The following is a 20790-nucleotide window of genomic DNA, read 5'->3' on the forward strand; positions in this document are numbered from 1 at the left end:
CGATGATGCTGTGATCGGTAGCCGTGACGGCTACCGATCCACATCGCGCCATCGAGGCGGTGTTCCGCATCGAGCAGGCAAAGCTCATCGCCGGCCTGGCGCGGATGGTGCGCGACGTCGGCCTGGCGGAGGAGCTGGCGCAGGACGCGCTGGTGTCGGCGCTGGAGCAGTGGCCTGAGGCCGGCATTCCCGACAAGCCGGGCGCCTGGCTGATGGCCGCCGCCAAGCGCCGCGCCATCGACCGCTTCCGCCGCGCCAAGCTGATCGACCGCAAACACACCGAGCTCGAGCACGAGCTGGCCGTCAACGGCGAGGGCCGGATGCCCGATCTCGACGCGGCTCTCGACGACGACATCGGCGACGACCTGTTGCGCCTCGTGTTCACCTCCTGCCATCCGGTGCTCGGCCCCGACGCGCAGGTGGCGCTGACGCTGCGCCTCATCGGCGGCCTGACGACGGAGGAGATCGCCCGCGCCTACCTGGTGCCGGAGGCGACGATCGCGCAGCGCATCGTGCGCGCCAAGAAGACGCTGGCAGAGAAGCGGGTCCCCTTCGAGGTTCCCCGCGGGGAGGAACGCGACGAGCGGCTGGCGGCGGTTCTTTCGGTGGTCTATCTCATTTTCAACGAGGGCTACGCGGCGACCGCCGGAGGCGACTGGACACGGCCGCAGCTGTGCGAGGAAGCGCTGCGCCTCGGCCGTATCGTGGCGGAGCTGGCGCCGGCCGACCCCGAGGTGCACGGCCTCGTCGCGCTCATGGAGCTGCAGGCTTCGCGCCTCGCTGCCCGCCGCGGACCCGACGGCGAGCCGGTGCTGCTGCTCGATCAGAATCGCGCTCGCTGGGACAGGCTCCTCATTCGCCGCGGGCTGGCGGCCCTGACGCGTGCCGAGGCACAGAACGACGAGCCGGGCCCTTACGTGCTGCAGGCCGCCATCGCCGCCTGTCATGCCCGCGCCCGCACGCCGGAGGAAACCGACTGGGCACGCATCGTCGGGATCTACGGCGCGCTCGGCGAGGTCATGCCCTCGCCCATCGTCGAACTCAACCGCGCGGTCGCGTTGTCTATGCTCATGGGACCGGAAGCCGGGCTGAAGATCGTCGATGCGCTCACCACCGAGCCGCTGCTCAGGGACTATCACCTGCTGCCGAGCGTGCGCGGCGATCTCCTGGCCAAGTTGGGGCGAGCGGCCGAGGCGCGTGCCGAATTCGAACGCGCCGCCGGAATGACGCAAAACGAGCGCGAGCGCCGGCTGCTGCTTCAACGCGCCGCCGACTGCGCAAGCTGAGAAATCGCGCCGTTATTAACCCTACCTGCGGTCCCGCACCTCCCAGGCGGACTGGCACGCGACTTGTTTGGAGATTGGTAAGCCCCAGGCGCGCAGCTTGCCGCTGCCACCGCCACGGCAACCAGCATCGGGAGGAAAGCCTTGGCCAACGTCGCCGGAACGTTCCTGGAAATCATCGCCGAGGATGACGAGGAGAGCACGGCCGCGCTCCGCCGGCGCCTGTTCCGCGAATCGCCGAAGGAGAAGCTCATCCGCTGGGTGATGGGCACCGCCTACGCCTGCCAGCCCAAGCGCCTCCCCGACGTTCCCTACCTGCTCTGGAACATGGCGACCGATATGGCTCGCGGCGGCACGCGCGTGCCGAGCGAGGCCACGACGCACGCCCGGCCCGACACGTTCGCCGGCGTCTGCCGCGACATCAGCCCGGAGACCATCATCGCGGCGGCGCGCCGCGGCTTCTTCCCCTGGGCCCACGTAGGGCCGCTCAAGTGGTGGACGCGCAGCGAGCGCATGGTCCTCACCCCCGCCGATTTCCGCCACTCCAAGGATGCCAAGCGCCTGATGCGCCGCGGCACCTATCGCGTCACGTTCGATGAAGCCTTCGAGGAGGTGGTCAAGGCATGCGCGCAGCCCCGCAAAGGGCGCCCGCTCCTCACCTGGATCACGCCCAAGATCATGCGCCTTTACTCGGCGCTGCACGACATGGGTGTCGCCCATTCGTTCGAGGTGTGGAGCGCGGACGATCGCCTGGTCGGCGGCGGCTACGGGATTGCCGTCGGGCGCGTGTTCTATACGGAATCGCAGTTCAGCCGCGAGAGCAACACCTCGAAGATCGGCTTCGGCTGCCTCAACCACCACCTCGCCAAGTGGGGCTTCGTGCTGAACGACGGCAAAGACTTCACGCCGACCATCAGCGCCATGGGCTTCCGCACCATCCCGCGCCCCGAATTCGAGCAGATCCTCGCCGAGCACGGGACGCAGACGCCGCGCGCCGGCCGTTGGGCGGTCGAAGACGATCTGGCGGCAATCGCCGACGCGCCGCCCGCACCGGGCGTCAAATCTTGACGATGCCCGCGGCCGACAGGACGTAGGCCGAGTACCAGCCGACGTACCACATCATCTGGTAGCTGATGACGTTCGCCACGTACGATGCCGGCATATAGAGCAGCGCCGCCTTCCAGACAGGCATGTCCCAGAAGCGCCGGTGGATACCGATGAAGTAGACGAGCATGGCAACCATCAGCGCTATCGAGGCCCATGCCGTCGGCTTCAGCCAGTCGTCGAGCGTTATCTGCGCGCTGATCGACGACGTGCCTACGCCGCCCAATACGGAACGCGCGACGAACTCGTAGACGCCGTAAATCGGCGCCACGAAGCCGAGCGCGATGGCGTACAGCTTGAAGTAGGCGTGGAGCGGCCGCTTCACCCGCGAGAACAGGCGAAAGACGAGGAAGGCCAGCAGAAACGTTATGACTATGCCGGCGTAGACGCCCACCTGCGACAGGATCTTCATCAGCGTCAGCAGGCTCTCGCTGACATTTGTCCCGGGCGGCGCCACCTGCTGGATGACGATCGGGACGATAAGCAGGACGTAGAGGGCGATGCCGGCTAGGGCGAACGAGACGTAGCCGCGATAACTCGGATCCTCAGCAAAGGCGACGGTCTGGCGGATCGGCGCGCGCAGGATCTTCAGGTAGACGGCGGGAAAGCTGCGCCGCACGGGCGCAGCGGTGCGGCCGAGGAACGACAGGGAGCTTGCGCGCAGATCCGCGCCGCAGGACGAGCAGAAATTGCCGGAGGCCGGTGCACCGCAATCGCCGCAAGCGACCGCGGCCGGCGAAGGTGTTCCCGCGTGCAAGGTCATCTGCGCCCCCCGAGTTGTCGCGCAAATCTAGCAACGCAACACGACGACCGATAGCGGGCGCTCTTCAGCTGTTGAGGCGCCAGATCTCGAAATTGAGGGCCGCCGCGAAAGATACCCACAGCAGATACGGCACGAAGAGCAGCGCGGCCGAACGGCGGACCGGCCAGGCGACGACGATGAAGGTCAGGATCGCCAACCACAGCGCGGAGATGTCGATCAGCGCCGAGGTGATCTGCTTCTCGCCGAACATCAGGTAAGACCACGCGCCGTTGAGACACAGCTGCAAGAGCCACAGCCACAGCAGCGGCCCGAAGCCTTGCGCTCGCCAGGCGATCCATCCGGCCAGCGCGATCATCACGTAGAGCACCGTCCAAACCGGCGCGAACCAGTTGTTAGGCGGCGTCCAGGCAGGCTTCTGCAGGGCGGCGTAGAAGGGCCCCGGCTCGTACGTCATGCCGAAGTACGCGGCTGTTGCGACCAGCGCCAGGAATACGAACAGCCCTGTGTATCTCGTCACTGTGCCGCCTCGACCTGCGGAGCCGTGCTCTTGCCGACGACCGACAGGCGCTCGACCGCCGCTCCGAGGATCTGCCCGAGCAGCTCCGAGTACCGCATGCCGGCGAAGCCCGCCATGAGGTTAACCTTGCCGTCCCAGCACCAGCCGGGGTTGGGGTTCACCTCGAGCAGCTTGATCTCGCCCTTGGAGTCGGCACGAAAATCGAAGCGCGCGTAGTCGCGGCAACCGAGCCGCTCGAACAGGCGCGCCGAGTGCTCGACGAGCTGCTGTTGCTGCAGCTCCGACAAGTCGGCCTCGTGATAGGACACCTGCGTCCAGTAGGGGCTTTCGGGCTCCCACTTCGACTCATAGCCGAGGATCTTCGGCAGCTTCGGGTCGAGCTTGGTGAAGTCGACCTCGAGGATGGGCAAAGCGCGCAATCCCTGGTCAGGATTGCCGACGAGCGTCACCGAATACTCGGCGCCGGTCAGATACTCCTGCACCAGCACCGGCCGTTTCGGGAACGCGACGCGCAGGCGCTCCAGGTAGTCGAGCAGCCCTTTCTCGTTGCGGACGACGGCGTCTGCCGTGATGCCCTGGGAGCTGTCGCCGTAGTTGGGCTTCAGCAGCGCGGGGAACACGGACGGCAGCGTGGCGCCCTGGTCGCCCGGACGCACGTGCGTCTCGAGCGGAACCGGCACATCGAGCGTCATCGCGACGGCGCGCACGAGACCTTTGTCGTAGCAGGCCGCGAGGGCGGGCGGGCCAGAACCGGTATACGGCAGGTCGAGCGCCTCGAGCATCGCCGGGACGTGCAGCTCCTTGAACGGGTCATTGTTGAAGCCTTCGTCGCACAAGTTGAAGACGAGGTCGGTGCGCAACTCCGTCAGGTCGCGGTCGAGCGTCGCGTGGTTATCGAGGTAGCGGAACTTGTAGGCCGGCAGCTCCGACAGCGCGTCCTTCAACCGGCGGATCGTGTCGTGGTCCTCGGCGTTGAAGGCACCGCCACGCTTTACGGCGTCGGGCAGACGCGGATCGCCCATGACCACCGTCACGTCGATCAGTTGCACCTTGCCGCGCTTGCGAGCAGGAAGCTGCGGGGCGTCGGCGGACAGAAGGATACGGCGCGCCATCATGCCGAGATCCTGATCGCGATCCGACAGCGCCTCGGCATTGCCGTGATGGCGGACGTTGCGGAAGCCGGTCTTCTCCATCAGCTTGCCGATGGTCTCGCGCGTGTAGAGGCGCTCGGCATAGAACTGATCGGCGATGACGCCCAGCTCGTCGTGCACGATGACCTCGCGCGAGATCAGCCGGTCACGGTCGCTGGACAGCGAGCGTTCGCGGCAGACGAAATGGTGTTCGTCGATCCATTCCCACGAGCGGCGCTCGAAGTGATCGGCCATATAGGCGCCATCGGTAATGTCGAGCACGAGCTGGCCGGAGGGACGCAGTATCTTGCCGACGGCGGCGAGCACCTTCTCGTCGTCCTGCTTGTTGGAGAAGTAGCCGAACGAGTTGCCCATGATGGCGACGCAGTCGAAGCTCGTCTCCGGCAAGCGCGGGTTGCGCGCGTCGCCTTCCTTGAACACGACTTGCAGGCGCTCGTTCTGCGCCCGTTTCTTGGCGAGCCGCACGAGGTAGCGCGAGCGGTCGACACCGGTGACGTTCTTGAACCCGCGGCGAGCGAGCTCGAGGCAGTGGCGCCCCTGGCCGCAGCACAGGTCGAGGATCTGGCTGTGCGGCTGCACCGGCGCGGCAGCGAGGATGAAGTCGACGTCGCGGCGCGTGTTCTCGTTGTTCTCGACGACATCGCCGTCGGTTTTCACATAGAGGGCGTTGAAAAGCTTGCGCCACCACTCGGCGGGCAGATGCGCTTCAAGATCCGCAACCGGACCGAGACATGAGCGCGGGGTCGGGCGCTTGGGGCGCTTCGCCTTGGCAAGGGATGCCATGATGGACGTCTGTCCTCAAAGGGCCGCGCTCTGGCTCAGGGCCTCTTCTGCCCCCGTCAGCCGGCGATCGGCCGAACAAAAAAACTAGGCCCCTCTGGCCTCGATGTTTCGCGAACTTATTTGCCAATTGCGACTTTGCAAGAGGCAACTTTGATTTTTCCGCCCCACACCGCGCGCCGCGCCGATCACTGTTGGTGTCGACGCAGGAGGGCGATGAAAAATCCGTCAGTAGCGTGTCGCGCCGGGGTGAGCTGCAGAGTGTCCTCGGCGCCGTCGGCCGAGCGTGGCGGCTCACCGCCGACGCGTGCGCCCCAGGCCGTGGTAAATGGCTCGACTGAAAAGTCGGCGTGGCGCTTGAGAAAATCTGCTACCTGGTCGCGATTCTCCTCGGGCAGTACCGAGCATGTCACATAGGCGAGCGTGCCGCCGGGCTTGGTGAGGCCGGCGCCGACGTCGAGCACGCTCACCTGTTCGGCGATGCGCTCGGGAATATTCGAAGCCTTCACCCGCCACTTGGCATCGGGCTTGCGCCGCCAGGTGCCCGAGCCGGTGCAGGGAGCATCGACGAGCACGAGGTCGAAGCGCGGACCCAACGCCTGGAGCGCCGCCAAGTTCCCGGCATCCAGCACCTGCACGTTGCGCGCGCCGGCCCGCTTCAGCCGCTCGAAGATGGGGCGGAGCTGCTTCTTGTCGGCGTCATAGGCGTAGATCTGGCCGGTATTCTGCATCACCGAGGCAAGTGCCAGCGTCTTGCCGCCGGCCCCGGCGCACAGGTCCAGGACCTGCATGCGCGGCCCGGCACCGGCGAGCAGCGCGGCGAGCTGGGAGCCCTCGTCCTGCACCTCGAACCAGCCCTTGCCGTGCGCCGTCTCGGCCTCGAGGTGGGGCGCCTTGCCGGCACCTTCCGGGGCGGGCACGCGCACCCCGGTCGGCGCCAGCGCCGTCGGAGTCGCCCCGTAACGCTCCAGCGCCTTCAGAACCTTCTCCTGGGTGGCCTTCAAAGCGTTGACGCGCAGGTCGACCGGCGCACGTGCAGCGAGCGCTGCACCTTCCTCGGCCGCGGCAGGACCGAAAGCGCGCTCGAACGACGGCAGCAGCCATTCGGGAAAGTCGCCGGCAATGTGAGCCGGCGTGCCCGCCGGCAGCTCGGCGGAGAGCCCGGCCCGCTCGGCGTCGGACAGCGGCGCCAGCGCGTGCTCCGACCCGTCGGCTGCCGCTGTCACCTGCTCGGCGGTGAGCCCCAGCGCGCGAGGTGCGGCCGCCAGCGCGAGCGCGCGCGGCGTATCGGCACCCATGCGGGCGGCGAGCGAGGCGCGGCGGCGTAGGGCGTCGAACACGAGCGTGCCGATGGCGGCGCGGTCGCCGGAGCCGGCGAAGCGGTGCGCCTTGCCCCAATCGGCCAACGCCGCTGGCGCTGGCCTGTGTCGGTTGAGGATGTCGTCGAGGACTTCCGCCGCCGCCGCGATCCGCGCGCCTGCGCGCATGGCTCTAAGCTCCGGTGACGAGGATGCGGATGGCGAAGATCACCCACATGGCCACCAGCGCAAGGGCGCTCACGCCGATCGCCATCGAGCGCGACAGGACGTCGTTCGCGCCGGTGTGGATGTAGGCATGCACCAGTCGCGACAGCACGAAAATCCAGGCGAGGAGCACGAACACTAAGCTGTTGGTGGAAGTAATGAGGATGAACGCTACCACCACGTAAAAGAGCATCGGCAGCTCGAGCTGGTTGTGGAAGCAGTTGGCGACCTGCAGCGTGCGCGGCGGCCAGGCGGGCTGGCGCAGCGCGATGTCGGATGGCTTCACGGCGCCCGAGCTCAGCGCCCGGCGGCGGAGAATGCCCATCCAGAACATGAGGAAGAAGGTCAGGCCGACCTCGACGAATACCGGCAACAAGAGGTCGGAAACCGTCATTGCCGGTGCTCCTGGATGTTAGACGTTGCCGGGATAGTTCGGGCTTTCGCGGGTGATGAGGACGCCGTGCGGGTGGCTCTCGTGGATCGCCGCCGGCGACACGCGGATGAACTTGGCGGTGGCGCGCAGGTCGGCGAGCGTCTTGGCGCCGAGGTAGCCCATGCCGGCGCGCAGGCCGCCGACCAGCTGATGCAGCACGTTCTCTGCCGGCCCCTTGTAGGCCACCTGACCCTCGATGCCTTCGGGCACGAGCTTCAGCGAGTCCTTCACCTCCTGCTGGAAGTAGCGGTCGGCCGAACCGCGCGCCATGGCGCCGATGGAGCCCATGCCGCGGTAAGCCTTGTAGGTGCGGCCCTGATAGAAATAGGTCTCGCCCGGCGCTTCGTCGGTGCCGGCCAGCAGCGAGCCGATCATCACGCATGAGGCGCCGGCGGCCAGCGCCTTCACGGCGTCGCCGGAATACTTGATGCCGCCGTCGGCGATGACGGGCACGCCCTGCTTGGAGGCTTCGTAGGCGCAATCGATCACCGCAGTCAGCTGCGGGACACCGACACCGGCAACGACGCGCGTGGTGCAGATCGAGCCGGGGCCGATGCCGACCTTGATCGCATCGGCGCCGTTGTCGATCAGCGCCTTCGTGGCCTCGGCGGTGGCGACATTGCCGGCGACGACCTGGACGCGGTTCGACAGCTTCTTGATGCGGTTCACCGCCTCGAGCACGCGGCTCGAGTGGCCGTGCGCGGTGTCGACGACGATCAGATCGCAGCCCGCGGCCATCAACAGCTCGGTGCGGTGGAAGCCGTCCTCGCCCACGGTCGTGGCGGCGGCGACGCGCAGGCGCCCCTCGGCATCCTTGGAAGCGTGCGGGTGCTTCTGCGCCTTCTCGATGTCCTTGACGGTGATGAGGCCGATGCACCGGTAGCTGTCGTCAACGACGATCAGTTTCTCGATGCGGTTCGAGTGCAGCAGCCGCTTCGCCTCTTCTTGAGAGACAGACCGATCGACCGTGATCAGCTTTTCCTTGGTCATCAGCTCGGAGACCGGCTGATCGAGATTGGTGGCAAAGCGGGTGTCGCGGTTGGTCAGGATGCCGACCAAGCGGCCCTTGTCGGAGCCGCTCTTCGGCGTCTCGACGACAGGAACGCCGGAGATGCCATGCTCGGCCATGATGGCTAGCGCTTCGCGCAGAGATGCGGCCGGAGGGATTGTCACCGGGTTCAGGACGATCCCGGATTCGTACTTCTTCACCAGCGCCACCTGCCGCGCCTGCTCTTCGGGCGTCAGGTTGCGATGAATGACTCCGATGCCGCCCTCCTGCGCCATGGCAATGGCGAGGCGCGCCTCGGTGACCGTGTCCATCGCGGAAGATACGACGGGGATACTCAGGCGGATGGAGCGGGTGATCTGTGTTGAGACGTCGGCTTGGCTGGGCAGTATTTCGGAAGCGGCGGGCACCAGCAGGACATCGTCGAACGTCAGCGCGACGGCGGAATCGATGGTGAGCGGGCCATTCCGTGCGGCCATCTTGCGGCTGTCTCCTGAGGGCTGGGGCGACAAGGTTCCGGGCCCAGCGCGGGAACGATGTCGGCAGCCCTATACCACCGGAGTCGTGGCGAGGGAAGCGAGCCGGCCTGCGACGGGTTGGGCGGCGGTGGACACGCTTTACGAAGGGTGCACCCCGGCATCGCCTCGCGCACCGGCGAGCTTACGTATTTGTATGTATTCCAACGATTGTTTTCGGCGGTCGCGGGGATGATGCTGGCCACCACCGAACCCCCAGGAGGACGCCATGCGAGCATTGATTATTCTGGCTGCCCTCGTTTGCCTGGCCGGCCCGGCACTTGCCGACACCTGCTCGGCGCAGGCCACGGCAAAAAGCCTCAACGGGGCAGCTCAGATCAGTTTTATAAAGAAGTGCACGGCCGACGTAACGGCGAAGTGCGGGGCGGATGCCAAAGCGAAGAAGCTGCACGGCGCGGCCGAAACGAGCTTCACCGCCAAGTGCGTGCACGACGGTTCCGGCGTCTAGAGCCCCGGCGCCCGATGAGCGACATCGCCCGCGAGATTTATGACACGCGGCTCCCCAGGGCCGGTCCAGGCATAGGCATGACCGGAAGTCACGGCGGCCGTCGGCAGCGGGTTGGTGGGAGCCACCAGCGCGTAGAGGAATAGGATGCCCAAACAGGCCGTCGAGGCGGAAAGGGCGGACAGGCAGATCATCATCAGGCGGCGCATGGCTAAACCCGTAGAACGGACACGGACGAACTTATCTCTGCCGAACAAACTCGGGGCCGAGGCGCCGGGTTCCGTCAAACGTTAACGTAGCCTGTGAACTCGGGGCCGCACCCGCCGGAAACCGACGGCAAGCGAATCGCTCGCGCTATCAACCCAGCCGCGTCTCAAGCCTTTGCGCGAGCCTTCTTATACTTCGCGTCCCACGTGGCCAGCTCTTCCTTGAGATGCCGGGCGAAGCGCTCGGTCGCCTTGCGTAGCTTGTTCGTTCCCGGCGCTTCCTTGTCCCCCAGCGACTGCACCAGGCGATCGGCGTTGTCGATGGCGCGCAGCGTGTCGTGACGCACGGCCCTCACATACTCCTTCATGGTCCTCTCCAATGCGGTGGAAGAAGGAAAGAGCGCAACGAGGCGCCGGGTTCCACATCGCGGAGATGTCAGGCGGCGTGGGCGGCTTTCCCCGAAGCCGGCAGCATGGCGCGCAGAGCTTCGGCGGTGACCGGCGGGCTGAAATAGTAGCCTTGCGCGGCAATACAGCCCTCGGCACGCACCAGCTCGAGCTGCTCTGCGGTTTCCACGCCCTCCGCCGTCACGGCGAGTTGCAGCGCGTGGCCCAAGCCGCAGATCGCCCGGATGACCGCCTGCGCCTCCTTCGGCTGGGCATTGGAGAGGAAGCAGCGGTCGATCTTGATCTTGTCGAAGGCGAACTTCTGCAGGTAGCTCAGCGACGAGTAGCCGGTGCCGAAGTCGTCCATCGAGATGCCAATCCCAAGATGGTGCAACCGGCACAGAGCGGCGAGCGTCGGCTGACTGTCCTGCAGCAGCACCGACTCGGTCACCTCCAGCTCGAGCCGATCGACGGCGAGCCCGCTGTCGCCCAGCGCCTCGCATACGGTTTCGACCAGGCGCGGACTGGTGAACTGCACTGGCGACAGATTAACCGCGAGCTTGATACCCGACGGCCAGCTTGCCGCTTCGGCGCAGGCTTCGCGCAGCGCCCATGCGCCCATCTCAATGATGAGCCCCGTCTCCTCGGCGATCGGAATGAAGCGGTCGGGCGTGATGAGCCCGCGCTCGGGATGCCGCCAGCGCATCAGCGCTTCGGCCCCGCACACTTCCATCCGCTCCAGATCGACGAATGGCTGATAGAACATCTCCAGCTCGCCCCGCTGAAGAGCCTGGCGCAGGTCGCGCTCCATCTCGTGGCGCTCATGGGCCCGCGCATTCATTTCCGGCTCGAAGAACAAGTAGCTGCCGCGCCCAATTGCCTTGGCCGCATGCAATGCCATTTCCGCCTGGCCGATCAGGTCGTCGGCTGAGACTCCTTCGGAAAGTGGGACAGCGATCCCGACACTCGTCGCCGCGCGTATGTCGTGGCCCTTCACGACGTATGGCGCGCCGATAACCTCTATGACGCGCTCGGCGAGATCGGCCGCGTGCCGCCAAGGGTCGGGACTGCATTGGATGATGACGAACTCGTCTGCACCGATCCGCGCCACGGTATCGCTCTCGCGCACGCAGCCGAGCAGCCGGCGCGCCACCTTGCGCAACAGGGCGTCGCCTACGGGCCGGCCGAAAGCGTCGTTGACCGACTTGAACCGGGACAGGTCGAGGCACAGTACGGCGACATGCTCGTCGCGCCGGCGCGTAGTCAGCGCCGGCTCCAGGCGCTCACGGAGCAGCACGCGGTTCGGCAGGTCGGTGATGGGGTCGTGCCGTGTGATGTGCGCGATCCTGGCCTCGCTCCGGTAGCGTTCGCTGAGGTCGCGGATGGCATAGACCTCGTTCGAGTGCACTCCGGAGCGGAACGGTCTCCGGATGACCTCGACGGGCGTCAGCTTGCCATCTGCACTACGGATCGCCGCCTCTGTCTCGCTCGCCGCCGCGAGATCGGCGAATGGCAGACCGTGCAGCAGGTCGACTGTCGCATGCTTACCGACCAGCTCGCTGACCGGCCGGCCGCACATTTCGGCGATCCGGCGATTGGCATTGACGATGATGCCGTCATGGCAAATGAGGATGCCCTCGCTTGCTGCGTCGACGAGCTCGCGCACCTGGTCGATGTTGACCTGCTGCGTCCGGTGATCGATGACGGCCACGATGATCCCGGCAAAGATCACCAATCCGACCAGGCCGGTGACGGCCAGCGCCAGCATGGTGGCGTCGGCGGAAAAGCCGGTGGACACCGTCACCGTCGGATCGGGCATGATGATCGCCGCCGCCATAGCGGTGAAGTGCATCGCACAGATGGCGAGCGTCAGCAGGACTGCGCCAGCCGCTATGCCGAGCCGGCCTGCAGAGAGCTTCTCGTACGCCACGACGGAGGCAGAGCCGAGCGCGATTCCGAGGATCACGGCGACGGCGACATACGTCCAGCCCCATTCGAGGGTACCGCCGATGATCAGCGCCTTCATGCCGGTGAAGTGCATGAGGCTGATGCCGAGGCCGATGATCGCGCCGCCTATCGCCGCGTGCCGCACGCCTCCGCGCGCACATACGGCGAAACCGGCGGTCGTGGCGATAATCGCTATGACCAGCGAGCCGGCAGTCAGGCCCGGATCGTAGGCGGTGGGGATGTTGTCCTCGTAGGCGAGCATCGCCACAAAGTGCGTCGCCCAGATGCCGCTCGCAGCACACACGCCGGTGACCAGCAGCCACATCGTGCGCAGCGAGCCGCGGGCGTGCGCGACCCGGGAATAGATGCCGAACGTCGTGCCGGCGGTGAGCGCGCAGATGATTGCCGCCAGCAATACGAGGCGGATGTCGTGCTGGTCGATGATGCAGCCGTAAACGCGGTACACGGGGCGACCCCAGTTGACCAACCATGCGGCCGCCGAGCGGACCGCCGTAGCAGAGTCATAACCCGCGCAAAACTATTCAGCGTTTATCCGATAGCAGATTGTCCGACTTGCACCTTCTCGCCGCTTTCGCCGTGGCTCGATATGAAACATTTCCACTTAGCGTAGTGGAAAGTGCTGGAACGCGCGCAAGCGTACGTCGAATGACGGGAAACATTCATTCACCCCGGTACGGAACGCTCTCCCTGCTCCCGTCATCAGGTCGGGAAGGCACATCGGCGTCTCTGTAGACTCCAGCGCCTTTGACGGGCACCGGGCTTCCGGATACTTGGGGGCCTCAACTGGGGGAATTGCCGACGATGAGCGGCCTGCTGGCACTGCTGGACGACGTGGTCGCCTTGACCAAGCTCACGGCCGCGACCTTGGATGACGCGGCGAGCCAGGCCGTGCAGGCCAGCGCCAAAGCAGCGGGGGTCGTCATTGACGATGCGGCGGTGACCCCGCGCTACGTCACCGGCCTCGCCGCGCAGCGCGAGCTGCCGATCGTCGGCCGTATCGCGATCGGCTCGCTGCGCAACAAGCTGCTGTTCCTGCTTCCTGCCGCGCTGCTGCTCAGCGCCTATTTCCCCGATGCGATCACGCCGCTCTTGATGCTCGGCGGCCTCTACCTCGCCTTCGAGGGCTACGAGAAGGTGCATCACCTGCTTGCGGCCCGGAGCGAGACCGAGCAGGGCCTCAAGGTCGTCGCCGAGCTGGCAAAGGGCGACACGGCGCTCGAGGATCAAAAGGTCGCCGGCGCCATCCGCACCGACTTCATCCTCTCCGCCGAGATCATGGCCATTGCGCTGGCCAGCATCACCGCGCCCGATCTTGTCACCCAAGCGCTGGTGCTCGCCGCCGTGGCCATCTTCATCACCGTCGCCGTGTATGGCGTCGTCGCGCTGATCGTGAAGGCCGACGACCTCGGCGTGCGCCTCGTCAAGCGCAACGGCGCAATCTCCGGTCCCATCGGCCGCGCGCTCGTCTACGGCATGCCCGCGTTTCTGGAAACGCTGAGCCTCATCGGTATGCTCGCCATGCTGTGGGTCGGCGGCGGCATCCTCGTCCACGGCCTCGCCGAGTTCGGCATCGTCCAGCCCGAGCACGTCATCCACCACATCGCCGAGGCGGTGGCTGGCGCCGTGCCGCTGGCAGGCGGCGTCGCCTCCTGGCTGGTCACGGCAACGGGATCGGCGATCGTCGGGCTCGTCGCAGGCGCCGTCACGGCCGCCGTCGTGGCGATCGGCGGCGCGCCCTTCCGCAAGCGCCAAGCCGGGCACTGACGCGTGCACCCGATGGCCACGAGGGAGCCGCGTTGAGTGTCATGTAATTCCGTCGATCGCTTTCAGGGCCGGTCCGGCGAAATCAACGAAGGCGCGCACCGCCGGCCTGAGGAAACGCGAGGTCGGATAAACGACGTAAAGCTCGCTCGGCCTCACCTCGTACTGCGGCAACGCTCTCACTAGCTGCGTGGTCCTCAGCTCGTTTGTCACCAGCGGAAGCTGCACCGGTCCCACACCACGGCCGGCGATCAGCGCGGCAATAAGCACCTGGGCGTTATTGGTCTTGAGAATCGGGGATACCGGTACGGCGAGCTGCTGCCCCCCTTTGCAGAGCGCCAGCATGCCCTGCCGCGACAGGACGGCATCGGTGACGATGACATCGTGGTCGGCGAGCTGTCTTGGATTGCGCAGCGCGCCACGCGACGACAGGTACGCCGGCGCCGCCACCAGTATCCGCCTAATCAGGCCGATCTTGCGCAGGATGTAACTTTGCTCCGTCGGGCGGCCGATCCTGACGGCAAGATCGATATTTTCGTGCACGAGATCGACGCTGCGGTTTTCCAGCGTCAGCTCCACGGCAACACCGGGGTGGAGGCGCTGGAAGTCCATGACAATGCGCTGCAGGTGGCTTTCGCCGAGGCAGACCGGGCCGTGCAGGCGCAGTGTTCCCTTGATCTCGCCCATGTCGCTGCGAACCCGCTCCAGGGCAGCATCGATCGTCGCCAGAGAGTTGCCGCTTGCTTCATAGAGCACGAGCCCGATCGGCGTGGGCTTCACCGCACGCGACGACCGCTCGAGCAGGCGCGCACCCGTATGGGCCTCCAGATTGCGGATGAGCTTGCTGACCGCGGGCTGCGAGACACCGAGGTCGCGTGCCGCGGCGGTAATGGAGCCGCGCTCGATCGTGCGAATGAAAGCCCGTAAAGCGGCGGTGACGTCCACGCATAACTCCAGGTTATGGATATCATGAAGCCATAACACGTGGACGGATCAGCGGCCAACGGCATGATGGCGAGAGCACGAAGCTCAGTCGATGAGGCCTACATGCTTACCGACCGCCGCTCGCTTGTTCTTGGATTGTCGCGCACCCTGCTCGCCAGCATGGCAGCCGGCGCGGCGGCTCGTTCGGCCGAAATTGCACAAGAAGCTGGACCCGCGTCCGTAGGGTCGACGGGATTACCCGCAGGAGCAGTGAGCCGCTACGTACGCCTTAACGACGTGGAGCTGCACTACATCGCCGCCGGCGCAGGCCCGCTGGTGATCCTGCTGCACGGGTGGCCGCAGACCTGGTACGCGTGGCACGCGATCATCCCGCGGCTCGCCGAGCGGTTCCGGGTGATCGCTCCCGATCTCCGGGGCACGGGGCTCTCCGAACGGACGCCGGGCGGATACGACAAGCGGACCATCGCCGAAGACCTGCGCGCCCTGATCGCCCACGCCGGCGCCTCGCCGGCAGCTGTCGTCGGGCACGACATGGGGGGCAAGGCCGGATACGTTCTGGCTCATCTCTTTCCGGATGCGGTGGCGCGGTTGGTGCTTGTCGACTGTCTTCTGCCGGGAACCGAGAACATGGATGCGCTCCGCGGCGGCGCTTGGCACTATGGATTCCACATGGCGCCGGAGATGCCGGAAATGCTCACGCGGGGGCGCGAGCGCGCATACATCAGCGCGCAGATCAAGGCATGGTCGCATCGCAGGGATGCCATCAGCGAGGCGGCAATCGACGAGTACGCCCGTCACTATGCGGCCCCGGGAGGCATGACCGCCGGCTTCAACTACTACCGCGCGTTGCGTGATGACGCGCCGTTCGCCGCCACCCTGCGCGGGCGCAAGCTCGCGATGCCGGTCTTGGCCATCACGGGTCGCTTCGGCGTGGGCAACAAGCTTGCCGATGCTCTCAAGGGCGAGGCCGACCGGCTGACCGCCGTCGTCGTCGAGGACAGCGGGCATTTCGTTGCCGAGGAGGCGCCAGAAACTTTCATCCACGAGCTGCAGCGGTTCCTCGCCGCCTAAGCCTCCGCCGGAGGCTGCGGCTGCAAATTGGCAAGCTACTGCTGCGGGTAGGTTTCGATCGCTGCGGTGTCACCCCCAGCCGGGCACTTGCGCTCGCGCGACACGGGCACCTCGTTGCACTCGGCGCCGAAGCTCGCCGTGCCGTCCTCGGTGATCGGCTGCAGCGTCGCCTTGCACAACAGCGACTGGCCGCCAGGCGTGTCGGCGCGAAGCTGCACGCTGCGCCCGACCGTAACGGGGAAGCGGAACGTGCATCCCTCGCCCATCGGGCGGAGGAGAACGGTGACGACGTTGTCCTGGCGCGAAATCTGCTCGACCGCGAAGCTGTCGCCGTCGCCGCCGCCGAGCGTCACGACCTGCTGGGGCGCAATCGCGAACGTATCGTCCTGAGAATGCGCCAGCGAGACAGGCAACGCCGCAAGGGCAAGAGCTGCAAGACTGGTTCGAACGAGACACGGAAAGCGCATTACCGTGAGCCTCTCTTCAGCGCGCGAAGCATGTTACCTGATCCCCATCACAAAGTCCTTAAGCTCGCGGCTTCTGCACCGATGAAATTCTCCGAACAATCGATGCCGAGCCACAGCTGGGTTCATGTTGGTTAAGGAGCGAGGGCGCCGACTGTTCCCTCAGGAACTCCGTTCTCTTATGTCGCAGTCTTGTGACGGCCCTTCAGCGAGGCCACATCGGCGGGGGAATCGGGCGGTGATATCCTCTCGTCCGCCATATGCTGCGACCATGCCGAGGACCGATGCCGAACATGAGGAAGAGACTGGTCGCCGTGCTTCTCGCGGCGCTGGCGATGTCATCGTCTCAACTGCGCGCCGACCCCTACCTCGCTGACTTCACCTACCCCTACCCCGTCCAACGCTTCGACTTCCGCTCGCAGGAACAGGATCTATGGATGTCCTTTATGGACGTCGCCGCCGCGCGGCCGAACGGGCGCACGGTCGTCCTCCTGCACGGCAAGAACTTCTGCGGCGCCACCTGGGAGGGCGTCGTCCCGGCGCTGTCGGACGCCGGGTATCGCGTCGTCGTCCCCGACCAGGTCGGCTTCTGCCGCTCCGCCAAGCCACGCGCCTACCAGTTCAGCCTGCACCAGCTCGCCGCCAACACGCACGCGCTGCTCGAGCACCTGAGGGTCGAGACGCCGATCGTGCTCGGCCATTCGATGGGCGGGATGCTCGCCATGCGCTACGCGCTGATGTACCCGGCCGACACGGGCGCGCTGGTGCTCGTCAATCCGATTGGGCTGGAGGACTGGAAGGCCAAGGGCGTGCCGCTCGCCACCGTCGATGAACTCTTCGCCAAGGAGAAAAAGACCACGCGCGAGAGCATCAAGATGTACCAGCAGAAGGTCTACTACGACGGCAAGTGGAAGCCCGAGTACGACCGCTGGGTCGACATGCTGGCATCGATGTATCTCGGCAAGGATGGCGATCTCGTCGCCTGGAACCAGGCGCTGACCACCGACATGGTGCTGTCGCAGCCGGTGATCTACGAGGTCGACAAGATCAAGGTGCCGACTCTGTTGCTCATCGGCATGAAGGACACAACCGCGCTCGGCAAGGACCGTGCCCCGCCCGAGGCCGCCAAGTCGCTCGGGAACTATGCGGCCCTGGCGCCGGCGGTGGCGAAGCGCATCGAGGGATCGTCGCTCGTCACCTTCAATGACCTCGGCCACTCGCCGCAGGTCGAGGACCGCGCTCGCTTCAATGCCGCGCTGCTGAAGGGGCTGGAGGCGCTGCCGGCGGCCGCTAAGCGGTAATCGCATACCAGTTCAGCCGAACTGCACCTTTACATTTGAACCTCGGGAAGTGACCCAGGGTTCACTCTGTCGCCAAACCTTGTGTCCCCGGGTGCGGCCGCACATGTTCAATAGGTAGCCCGTCCCCGCCGGAGTCCAGCATGTCCACCAATCCCCACCGAATTTCCGGCATCGACAGCGAACACCAGCAGCCGCCCCGCAGCAGCGGCAAACCTGCTCCGGCAGAGACCTTCGATCAAAAGCCGAGGATGACGGACCAGCCCTTCAAGGGCGTGCGCCGCATGACGATCAAGCACGCCGTTGCCGGCGTCGAAGACTACAAGGGTCCGGCCGGCGGCTGGGGTGCTCTCAAGGCCGTCGCCAAGGCGCTGAGCCACGAGATGGCAGTGCCGCGCGACGTGCGCAGCCTGCTGTCCATGAACCAGCCGACCGGCTTCGATTGTCCCGGCTGCGCTTGGCCAGACCCGCGGCATACCTCGTCCTTCGAGTTCTGCGAGAACGGCGCCAAGGCGGTGGCGTGGGAGGCAACGAGCAAGCGCACGACGCCTGAATTCTTCGCCGCGCACACGGTCTCCGAATTGTGGAACTGGTCCGACTACGCGCTGGAGGGCGAGGGCCGGCTGACGCATCCGATGGCCTACGACCACGCCACGGATACCTATCAACCGATCGCCTGGGAGGAAGCGTTTGCGCGTATTGGCGGCGCGCTCCAGGCGCTGCCCGATCCAAACATGGCGGAGTTCTACACCTCGGGCCGCACTTCCAACGAAGCAGCATTCCTCTACCAGCTCTTCGTGCGCGAGTACGGAACCAACAACTTCCCCGACTGCTCCAACATGTGCCACGAGGCGACGAGCGTCGGACTGCCGGACTCGATCGGCGTCGGCAAGGGCACGGTGACGCTCGAGGATTTCGACCACGCGGATGCGATCTTCTGCATCGGCCACAACCCCGGCACCAACCATCCGCGCATGCTCGCCACGTTACGCGAGGCCTCCAAGCGCGGCTGCAGGATCGTGGTGTTCAACCCGCTGCGCGAACGCGGGCTCGAGCGTTTCCAGGCCCCTCAGAACCCGTTCGAGATGGTGACGCTCGGCTCGACGCCCATCGCCTCGTCCTACTACCAGGTCGGCATTGGCGGCGACGTCGCCGTCCTCAAGGGCATGATGAAGGCCCTGCTCGAAATGGACCGCGCCGAAATCACGGCCGGCAGGCAGGGCATTCTCGATCGCGAGTTCATTGCCGAGCACACGCGGGGCTTCGACGCACTCGTCGCCAACATCGACGCGACCGATTGGAAGCAGATCGAGCGCTATTCGGCGCTACCGCGCGCCGACATCGAGTCGGCGGCCAAGGTTTACGCCGAGGCCGAGCGCGTCATCATCTGCTACGGCATGGGCATCACGCAGCACCGCCACGGCACATCGAATGTCAACCAGATCGCCAACCTGCTGATGATGCGCGGCAACATCGGCAAGGAAGGCGCCGGCATCTGTCCGCTGCGCGGGCACTCCAACGTGCAGGGCGACCGAACCGTCGGCATCACCGAGATACCGTCGAAGGAGCTGCTCGACAATCTCGAAGCGACTTTCCCCATCAAGGTGCCGCGCGCCAAGGGCCACAACGCGGTGGAGGCCATCGAGGCGATCGTCAATGGCCATTCGAAGGCTCTCATCTGTCTCGGCGGCAATCTGGCGGTCGCGATGTCCGATCCTGACGTGACCTTCCCGGCGATGCGCCAGCTCGACCTTGCCGTGCACATCGCGACCAAGCTGAACCGGTCGCACCTGCTCATCGCCAAGGAAAGCATCATCCTGCCGTGCCTCGGTCGGACGGAGCTCGACATCCAGGCGACCGGGCGGCAGAGCGTGACGGTCGAAGATTCCATGGCGATGGTGCATGCCTCGTCGGGTGGACTGAAACCCGCGTCGGAACACTTGAAGTCGGAGCCGGCCATCGTGGCCGAGATGGCGCTTGCGACGATACCTGCCACGAAGGTCAACTGGCGCGAGCTCATCGCCGACTACGGCCGCATCCGCGACAAGATCGAGGCGGTTTTCGCGGACTTCTCGGATTTCAATAAGCGCGTCGCCGAACCCGGCGGGTTCCGCTTGTCCGTTCCCGCTTCCGAGCGCGTATGGAAGACGAAATCGGGGAAGGCCGAGTTTCTCGTGGTCGGCGGGCTGGAGGAAGACCCGCGTTGTGAGCAGCCGGGCGCCCTCATCCTCGCGACCGTGCGCAGTCACGATCAGTACAATACGACGATCTACGGCCTCGATGATCGCTATCGCGGCATCACCGGACGCCGCGACATCATTTTCATGAATGCCGCCGACCTCGAAACGCGTGGACTGCAGCACGGCGACGTGGTCGACATCGAAACGCTCTGCAATGAAGGGGAGGAAGCGCGCACGCTGTCGGGTTTGACGGCGGTGGCCTTCGACATCGCAGCAGGCTCCGTCGCCACGTACTATCCAGAAGCCAACAGCCTCATCGCCATCGACAACTACGACCGGCGCAGCGGCACGCCCTCGTACAAGTCGGTCCCGGTCGCCGTGAAGCGCGCCGCGCCCCAGATCTAGGACCGCGACCGCTTCGCCCGCGCTGCTGAAGGGACTAGATGCCTCGGGCCGGCGGCGAATAGACAGACACGGAAGTCTTCCGCCGCTTTTGTGATTTGTGTGTCCATCCGGGCCGACCTATCGTTCCCTGAGAACGCCAGAAGGCGTCCTGGGGGGGCGGCTTTGACAGCAGCGCAACACCCTGCCGCGTCGCATCACCTGCCGTGGTTTCTGACGGCGCCGGGCGAATCCGACGTGCTGTTCACGATCACCACGATCATGCTGCTGCTCATCGTGTTCGGCCTTGGCGTCGTGTTCTTCCGGCTGCACTCGCTGCCCGAGCGCCTCGGCCACAAGAAGCTCCAGTTCGAAATCGTCGCCGTCCTCTGCCTGCTGTCGCTGTTCACGCACGTCCACCTTTTCTGGGTGGTGGCACTGCTGCTGGCGCTCATCGATCTGCCCGATTTCCAGACGCCGCTGCGAAGCATGGCAGACTCGCTCGGGCGCTTGGCGAACGGTGGCAGCGCCGAACCTCCGCAAGACCCGCCGAAACCCGCGACGCCCGCCGAGCCGGGAGCCTAGCCC

The 20790-nt window shown here is 66.0% G+C and carries 19 protein-coding genes; 8 read left to right on the top strand and 11 right to left on the bottom strand.

Annotated elements, in window-relative coordinates:
* Positions 1 to 23: 23 nt before the first annotated feature.
* Together GIW81_RS06650 and GIW81_RS06655 are read left to right on the top strand one after the other, a co-directional pair.
* Positions 24 to 1286, top strand: coding sequence for an RNA polymerase sigma factor (locus GIW81_RS06650; protein WP_324614915.1), 1263 nt, complete (start codon positions 24 to 26; stop codon positions 1284 to 1286).
* A gap of 141 nt (positions 1287 to 1427) precedes the next feature.
* Positions 1428 to 2351 (top strand): leucyl/phenylalanyl-tRNA--protein transferase, encoded by a 924-nt coding sequence (locus GIW81_RS06655; RefSeq protein ID WP_229309095.1) that lies wholly within the window; start codon positions 1428 to 1430, stop codon positions 2349 to 2351.
* On the opposite strand, the gene GIW81_RS06660 is transcribed toward GIW81_RS06655, so the two are convergent.
* The 6 genes from GIW81_RS06660 to guaB form a co-directional block, all read right to left on the bottom strand.
* On the bottom strand, positions 2341 to 3150 hold the full coding sequence (locus tag GIW81_RS06660) for a hypothetical protein (protein ID WP_154738500.1): 810 nt from the start codon (positions 3148 to 3150) through the stop codon (positions 2341 to 2343). The genes GIW81_RS06655 and GIW81_RS06660 overlap by 11 nt on opposite strands.
* Positions 3151 to 3214: 64 nt before the next feature.
* Entirely contained in the window at positions 3215 to 3667 is a 453-nt protein-coding gene (locus GIW81_RS06665; RefSeq protein WP_324614916.1) for a TspO/MBR family protein, read from the bottom strand.
* Complete coding sequence (locus tag GIW81_RS06670; protein ID WP_154738501.1) at positions 3664 to 5601, bottom strand: methyltransferase domain-containing protein; 1938 nt, start codon at positions 5599 to 5601, stop codon at positions 3664 to 3666. The genes GIW81_RS06665 and GIW81_RS06670 overlap by 4 nt, the downstream gene beginning before the upstream one ends.
* 185 nt (positions 5602 to 5786) lie before the next feature.
* Positions 5787 to 7085, bottom strand: coding sequence for an RsmB/NOP family class I SAM-dependent RNA methyltransferase (locus GIW81_RS06675; RefSeq protein WP_154738502.1), 1299 nt, complete (start codon positions 7083 to 7085; stop codon positions 5787 to 5789).
* A gap of 4 nt (positions 7086 to 7089) precedes the next feature.
* Positions 7090 to 7515: an MAPEG family protein gene (locus GIW81_RS06680; protein WP_154738503.1), complete on the bottom strand. Its 426-nt coding sequence runs from the start codon at positions 7513 to 7515 to the stop codon at positions 7090 to 7092.
* Between the two features lie 18 nt (positions 7516 to 7533).
* Positions 7534 to 9039 (bottom strand): IMP dehydrogenase, encoded by a 1506-nt coding sequence (guaB, locus tag GIW81_RS06685; protein ID WP_154738504.1) that lies wholly within the window; start codon positions 9037 to 9039, stop codon positions 7534 to 7536.
* A gap of 265 nt (positions 9040 to 9304) precedes the next feature.
* Here guaB and GIW81_RS06690 point away from each other — a divergent pair, with 265 nt between their 5' ends.
* Positions 9305 to 9544: a hypothetical protein gene (locus tag GIW81_RS06690; protein WP_154738505.1), complete on the top strand. Its 240-nt coding sequence runs from the start codon at positions 9305 to 9307 to the stop codon at positions 9542 to 9544.
* Here the strand turns inward: GIW81_RS06690 and GIW81_RS06695 are convergent.
* From GIW81_RS06695 to GIW81_RS06705, 3 genes are all read right to left on the bottom strand, one after another.
* Positions 9541 to 9750 carry a hypothetical protein gene (locus tag GIW81_RS06695; RefSeq protein ID WP_154738506.1) on the bottom strand — a complete coding sequence of 70 codons (210 nt, stop codon included), beginning with the start codon at positions 9748 to 9750 and terminating at the stop codon, positions 9541 to 9543. The two genes, GIW81_RS06690 and GIW81_RS06695, sit on opposite strands and share 4 nt — an antisense overlap.
* Before the next feature lie 164 nt (positions 9751 to 9914).
* Positions 9915 to 10115, bottom strand: coding sequence for a hypothetical protein (locus GIW81_RS06700; protein WP_154738507.1), 201 nt, complete (start codon positions 10113 to 10115; stop codon positions 9915 to 9917).
* 68 nt (positions 10116 to 10183) lie between these two features.
* Complete coding sequence (locus GIW81_RS06705) at positions 10184 to 12547, bottom strand: EAL domain-containing protein (protein WP_154738508.1); 2364 nt, start codon at positions 12545 to 12547, stop codon at positions 10184 to 10186.
* A gap of 356 nt (positions 12548 to 12903) precedes the next feature.
* On the opposite strand from GIW81_RS06705, the gene GIW81_RS06710 reads away from it, so the two are divergent.
* Positions 12904 to 13866: a DUF808 domain-containing protein gene (locus GIW81_RS06710; RefSeq protein ID WP_154738509.1), complete on the top strand. Its 963-nt coding sequence runs from the start codon at positions 12904 to 12906 to the stop codon at positions 13864 to 13866.
* 39 nt (positions 13867 to 13905) lie between these two features.
* Here the strand turns inward: GIW81_RS06710 and GIW81_RS06715 are convergent, their stop codons facing one another.
* Positions 13906 to 14808, bottom strand: coding sequence for a LysR family transcriptional regulator (locus GIW81_RS06715; protein WP_324614917.1), 903 nt, complete (start codon positions 14806 to 14808; stop codon positions 13906 to 13908).
* A 249-nt stretch (positions 14809 to 15057) separates the two neighbouring features.
* Between GIW81_RS06715 and GIW81_RS06720 the strand changes: the two genes are divergently transcribed.
* Positions 15058 to 15879, top strand: coding sequence for an alpha/beta fold hydrolase (locus GIW81_RS06720; RefSeq protein ID WP_324614918.1), 822 nt, complete (start codon positions 15058 to 15060; stop codon positions 15877 to 15879).
* A gap of 35 nt (positions 15880 to 15914) precedes the next feature.
* Here the strand turns inward: GIW81_RS06720 and GIW81_RS06725 are convergent, their stop codons facing one another.
* Complete coding sequence (locus tag GIW81_RS06725; RefSeq protein WP_154738510.1) at positions 15915 to 16346, bottom strand: hypothetical protein; 432 nt, start codon at positions 16344 to 16346, stop codon at positions 15915 to 15917.
* A gap of 290 nt (positions 16347 to 16636) precedes the next feature.
* Between GIW81_RS06725 and GIW81_RS06730 the strand changes: the two genes are divergently transcribed.
* From GIW81_RS06730 to GIW81_RS06740, 3 genes are all read left to right on the top strand, one after another.
* Positions 16637 to 17644, top strand: a complete 1008-nt coding sequence (locus GIW81_RS06730; RefSeq protein ID WP_154738511.1) for an alpha/beta fold hydrolase — start codon at positions 16637 to 16639, stop codon at positions 17642 to 17644.
* A 281-nt stretch (positions 17645 to 17925) separates the two neighbouring features.
* A complete protein-coding gene (locus GIW81_RS06735; protein WP_154739547.1) occupies positions 17926 to 20226 on the top strand; it encodes an FdhF/YdeP family oxidoreductase in 2301 nt (766 codons plus the stop codon).
* A gap of 162 nt (positions 20227 to 20388) precedes the next feature.
* Positions 20389 to 20787, top strand: a complete 399-nt coding sequence (locus GIW81_RS06740; protein ID WP_154738512.1) for a hypothetical protein — start codon at positions 20389 to 20391, stop codon at positions 20785 to 20787.
* The last annotated feature ends 3 nt before the right edge of the window (positions 20788 to 20790 follow it).

This window comes from Hyphomicrobium album, from assembly GCF_009708035.1.
Taxonomy (GTDB): domain Bacteria; phylum Pseudomonadota; class Alphaproteobacteria; order Rhizobiales; family Hyphomicrobiaceae; genus Hyphomicrobium_A; species Hyphomicrobium_A album.

Coding starts and splice junctions, on each gene's coding strand:
- GIW81_RS06660 (WP_154738500.1), bottom strand. CDS start 3,150: ATGACCTTGCACGCGGGAACACCTTCGCCGGCCGCGGTCGCTTGCGGC.
- GIW81_RS06670 (WP_154738501.1), bottom strand. CDS start 5,601: ATGGCATCCCTTGCCAAGGCGAAGCGCCCCAAGCGCCCGACCCCGCGC.
- GIW81_RS06675 (WP_154738502.1), bottom strand. CDS start 7,085: ATGCGCGCAGGCGCGCGGATCGCGGCGGCGGCGGAAGTCCTCGACGAC.
- GIW81_RS06680 (WP_154738503.1), bottom strand. CDS start 7,515: ATGACGGTTTCCGACCTCTTGTTGCCGGTATTCGTCGAGGTCGGCCTG.
- guaB (WP_154738504.1), bottom strand. CDS start 9,039: ATGGCCGCACGGAATGGCCCGCTCACCATCGATTCCGCCGTCGCGCTG.
- GIW81_RS06690 (WP_154738505.1), top strand. CDS start 9,305: ATGCGAGCATTGATTATTCTGGCTGCCCTCGTTTGCCTGGCCGGCCCG.
- GIW81_RS06695 (WP_154738506.1), bottom strand. CDS start 9,750: ATGCGCCGCCTGATGATGATCTGCCTGTCCGCCCTTTCCGCCTCGACG.
- GIW81_RS06700 (WP_154738507.1), bottom strand. CDS start 10,115: ATGAAGGAGTATGTGAGGGCCGTGCGTCACGACACGCTGCGCGCCATC.
- GIW81_RS06710 (WP_154738509.1), top strand. CDS start 12,904: ATGAGCGGCCTGCTGGCACTGCTGGACGACGTGGTCGCCTTGACCAAG.
- GIW81_RS06725 (WP_154738510.1), bottom strand. CDS start 16,346: ATGCGCTTTCCGTGTCTCGTTCGAACCAGTCTTGCAGCTCTTGCCCTT.
- GIW81_RS06730 (WP_154738511.1), top strand. CDS start 16,637: ATGAGGAAGAGACTGGTCGCCGTGCTTCTCGCGGCGCTGGCGATGTCA.
- GIW81_RS06735 (WP_154739547.1), top strand. CDS start 17,926: ATGACGATCAAGCACGCCGTTGCCGGCGTCGAAGACTACAAGGGTCCG.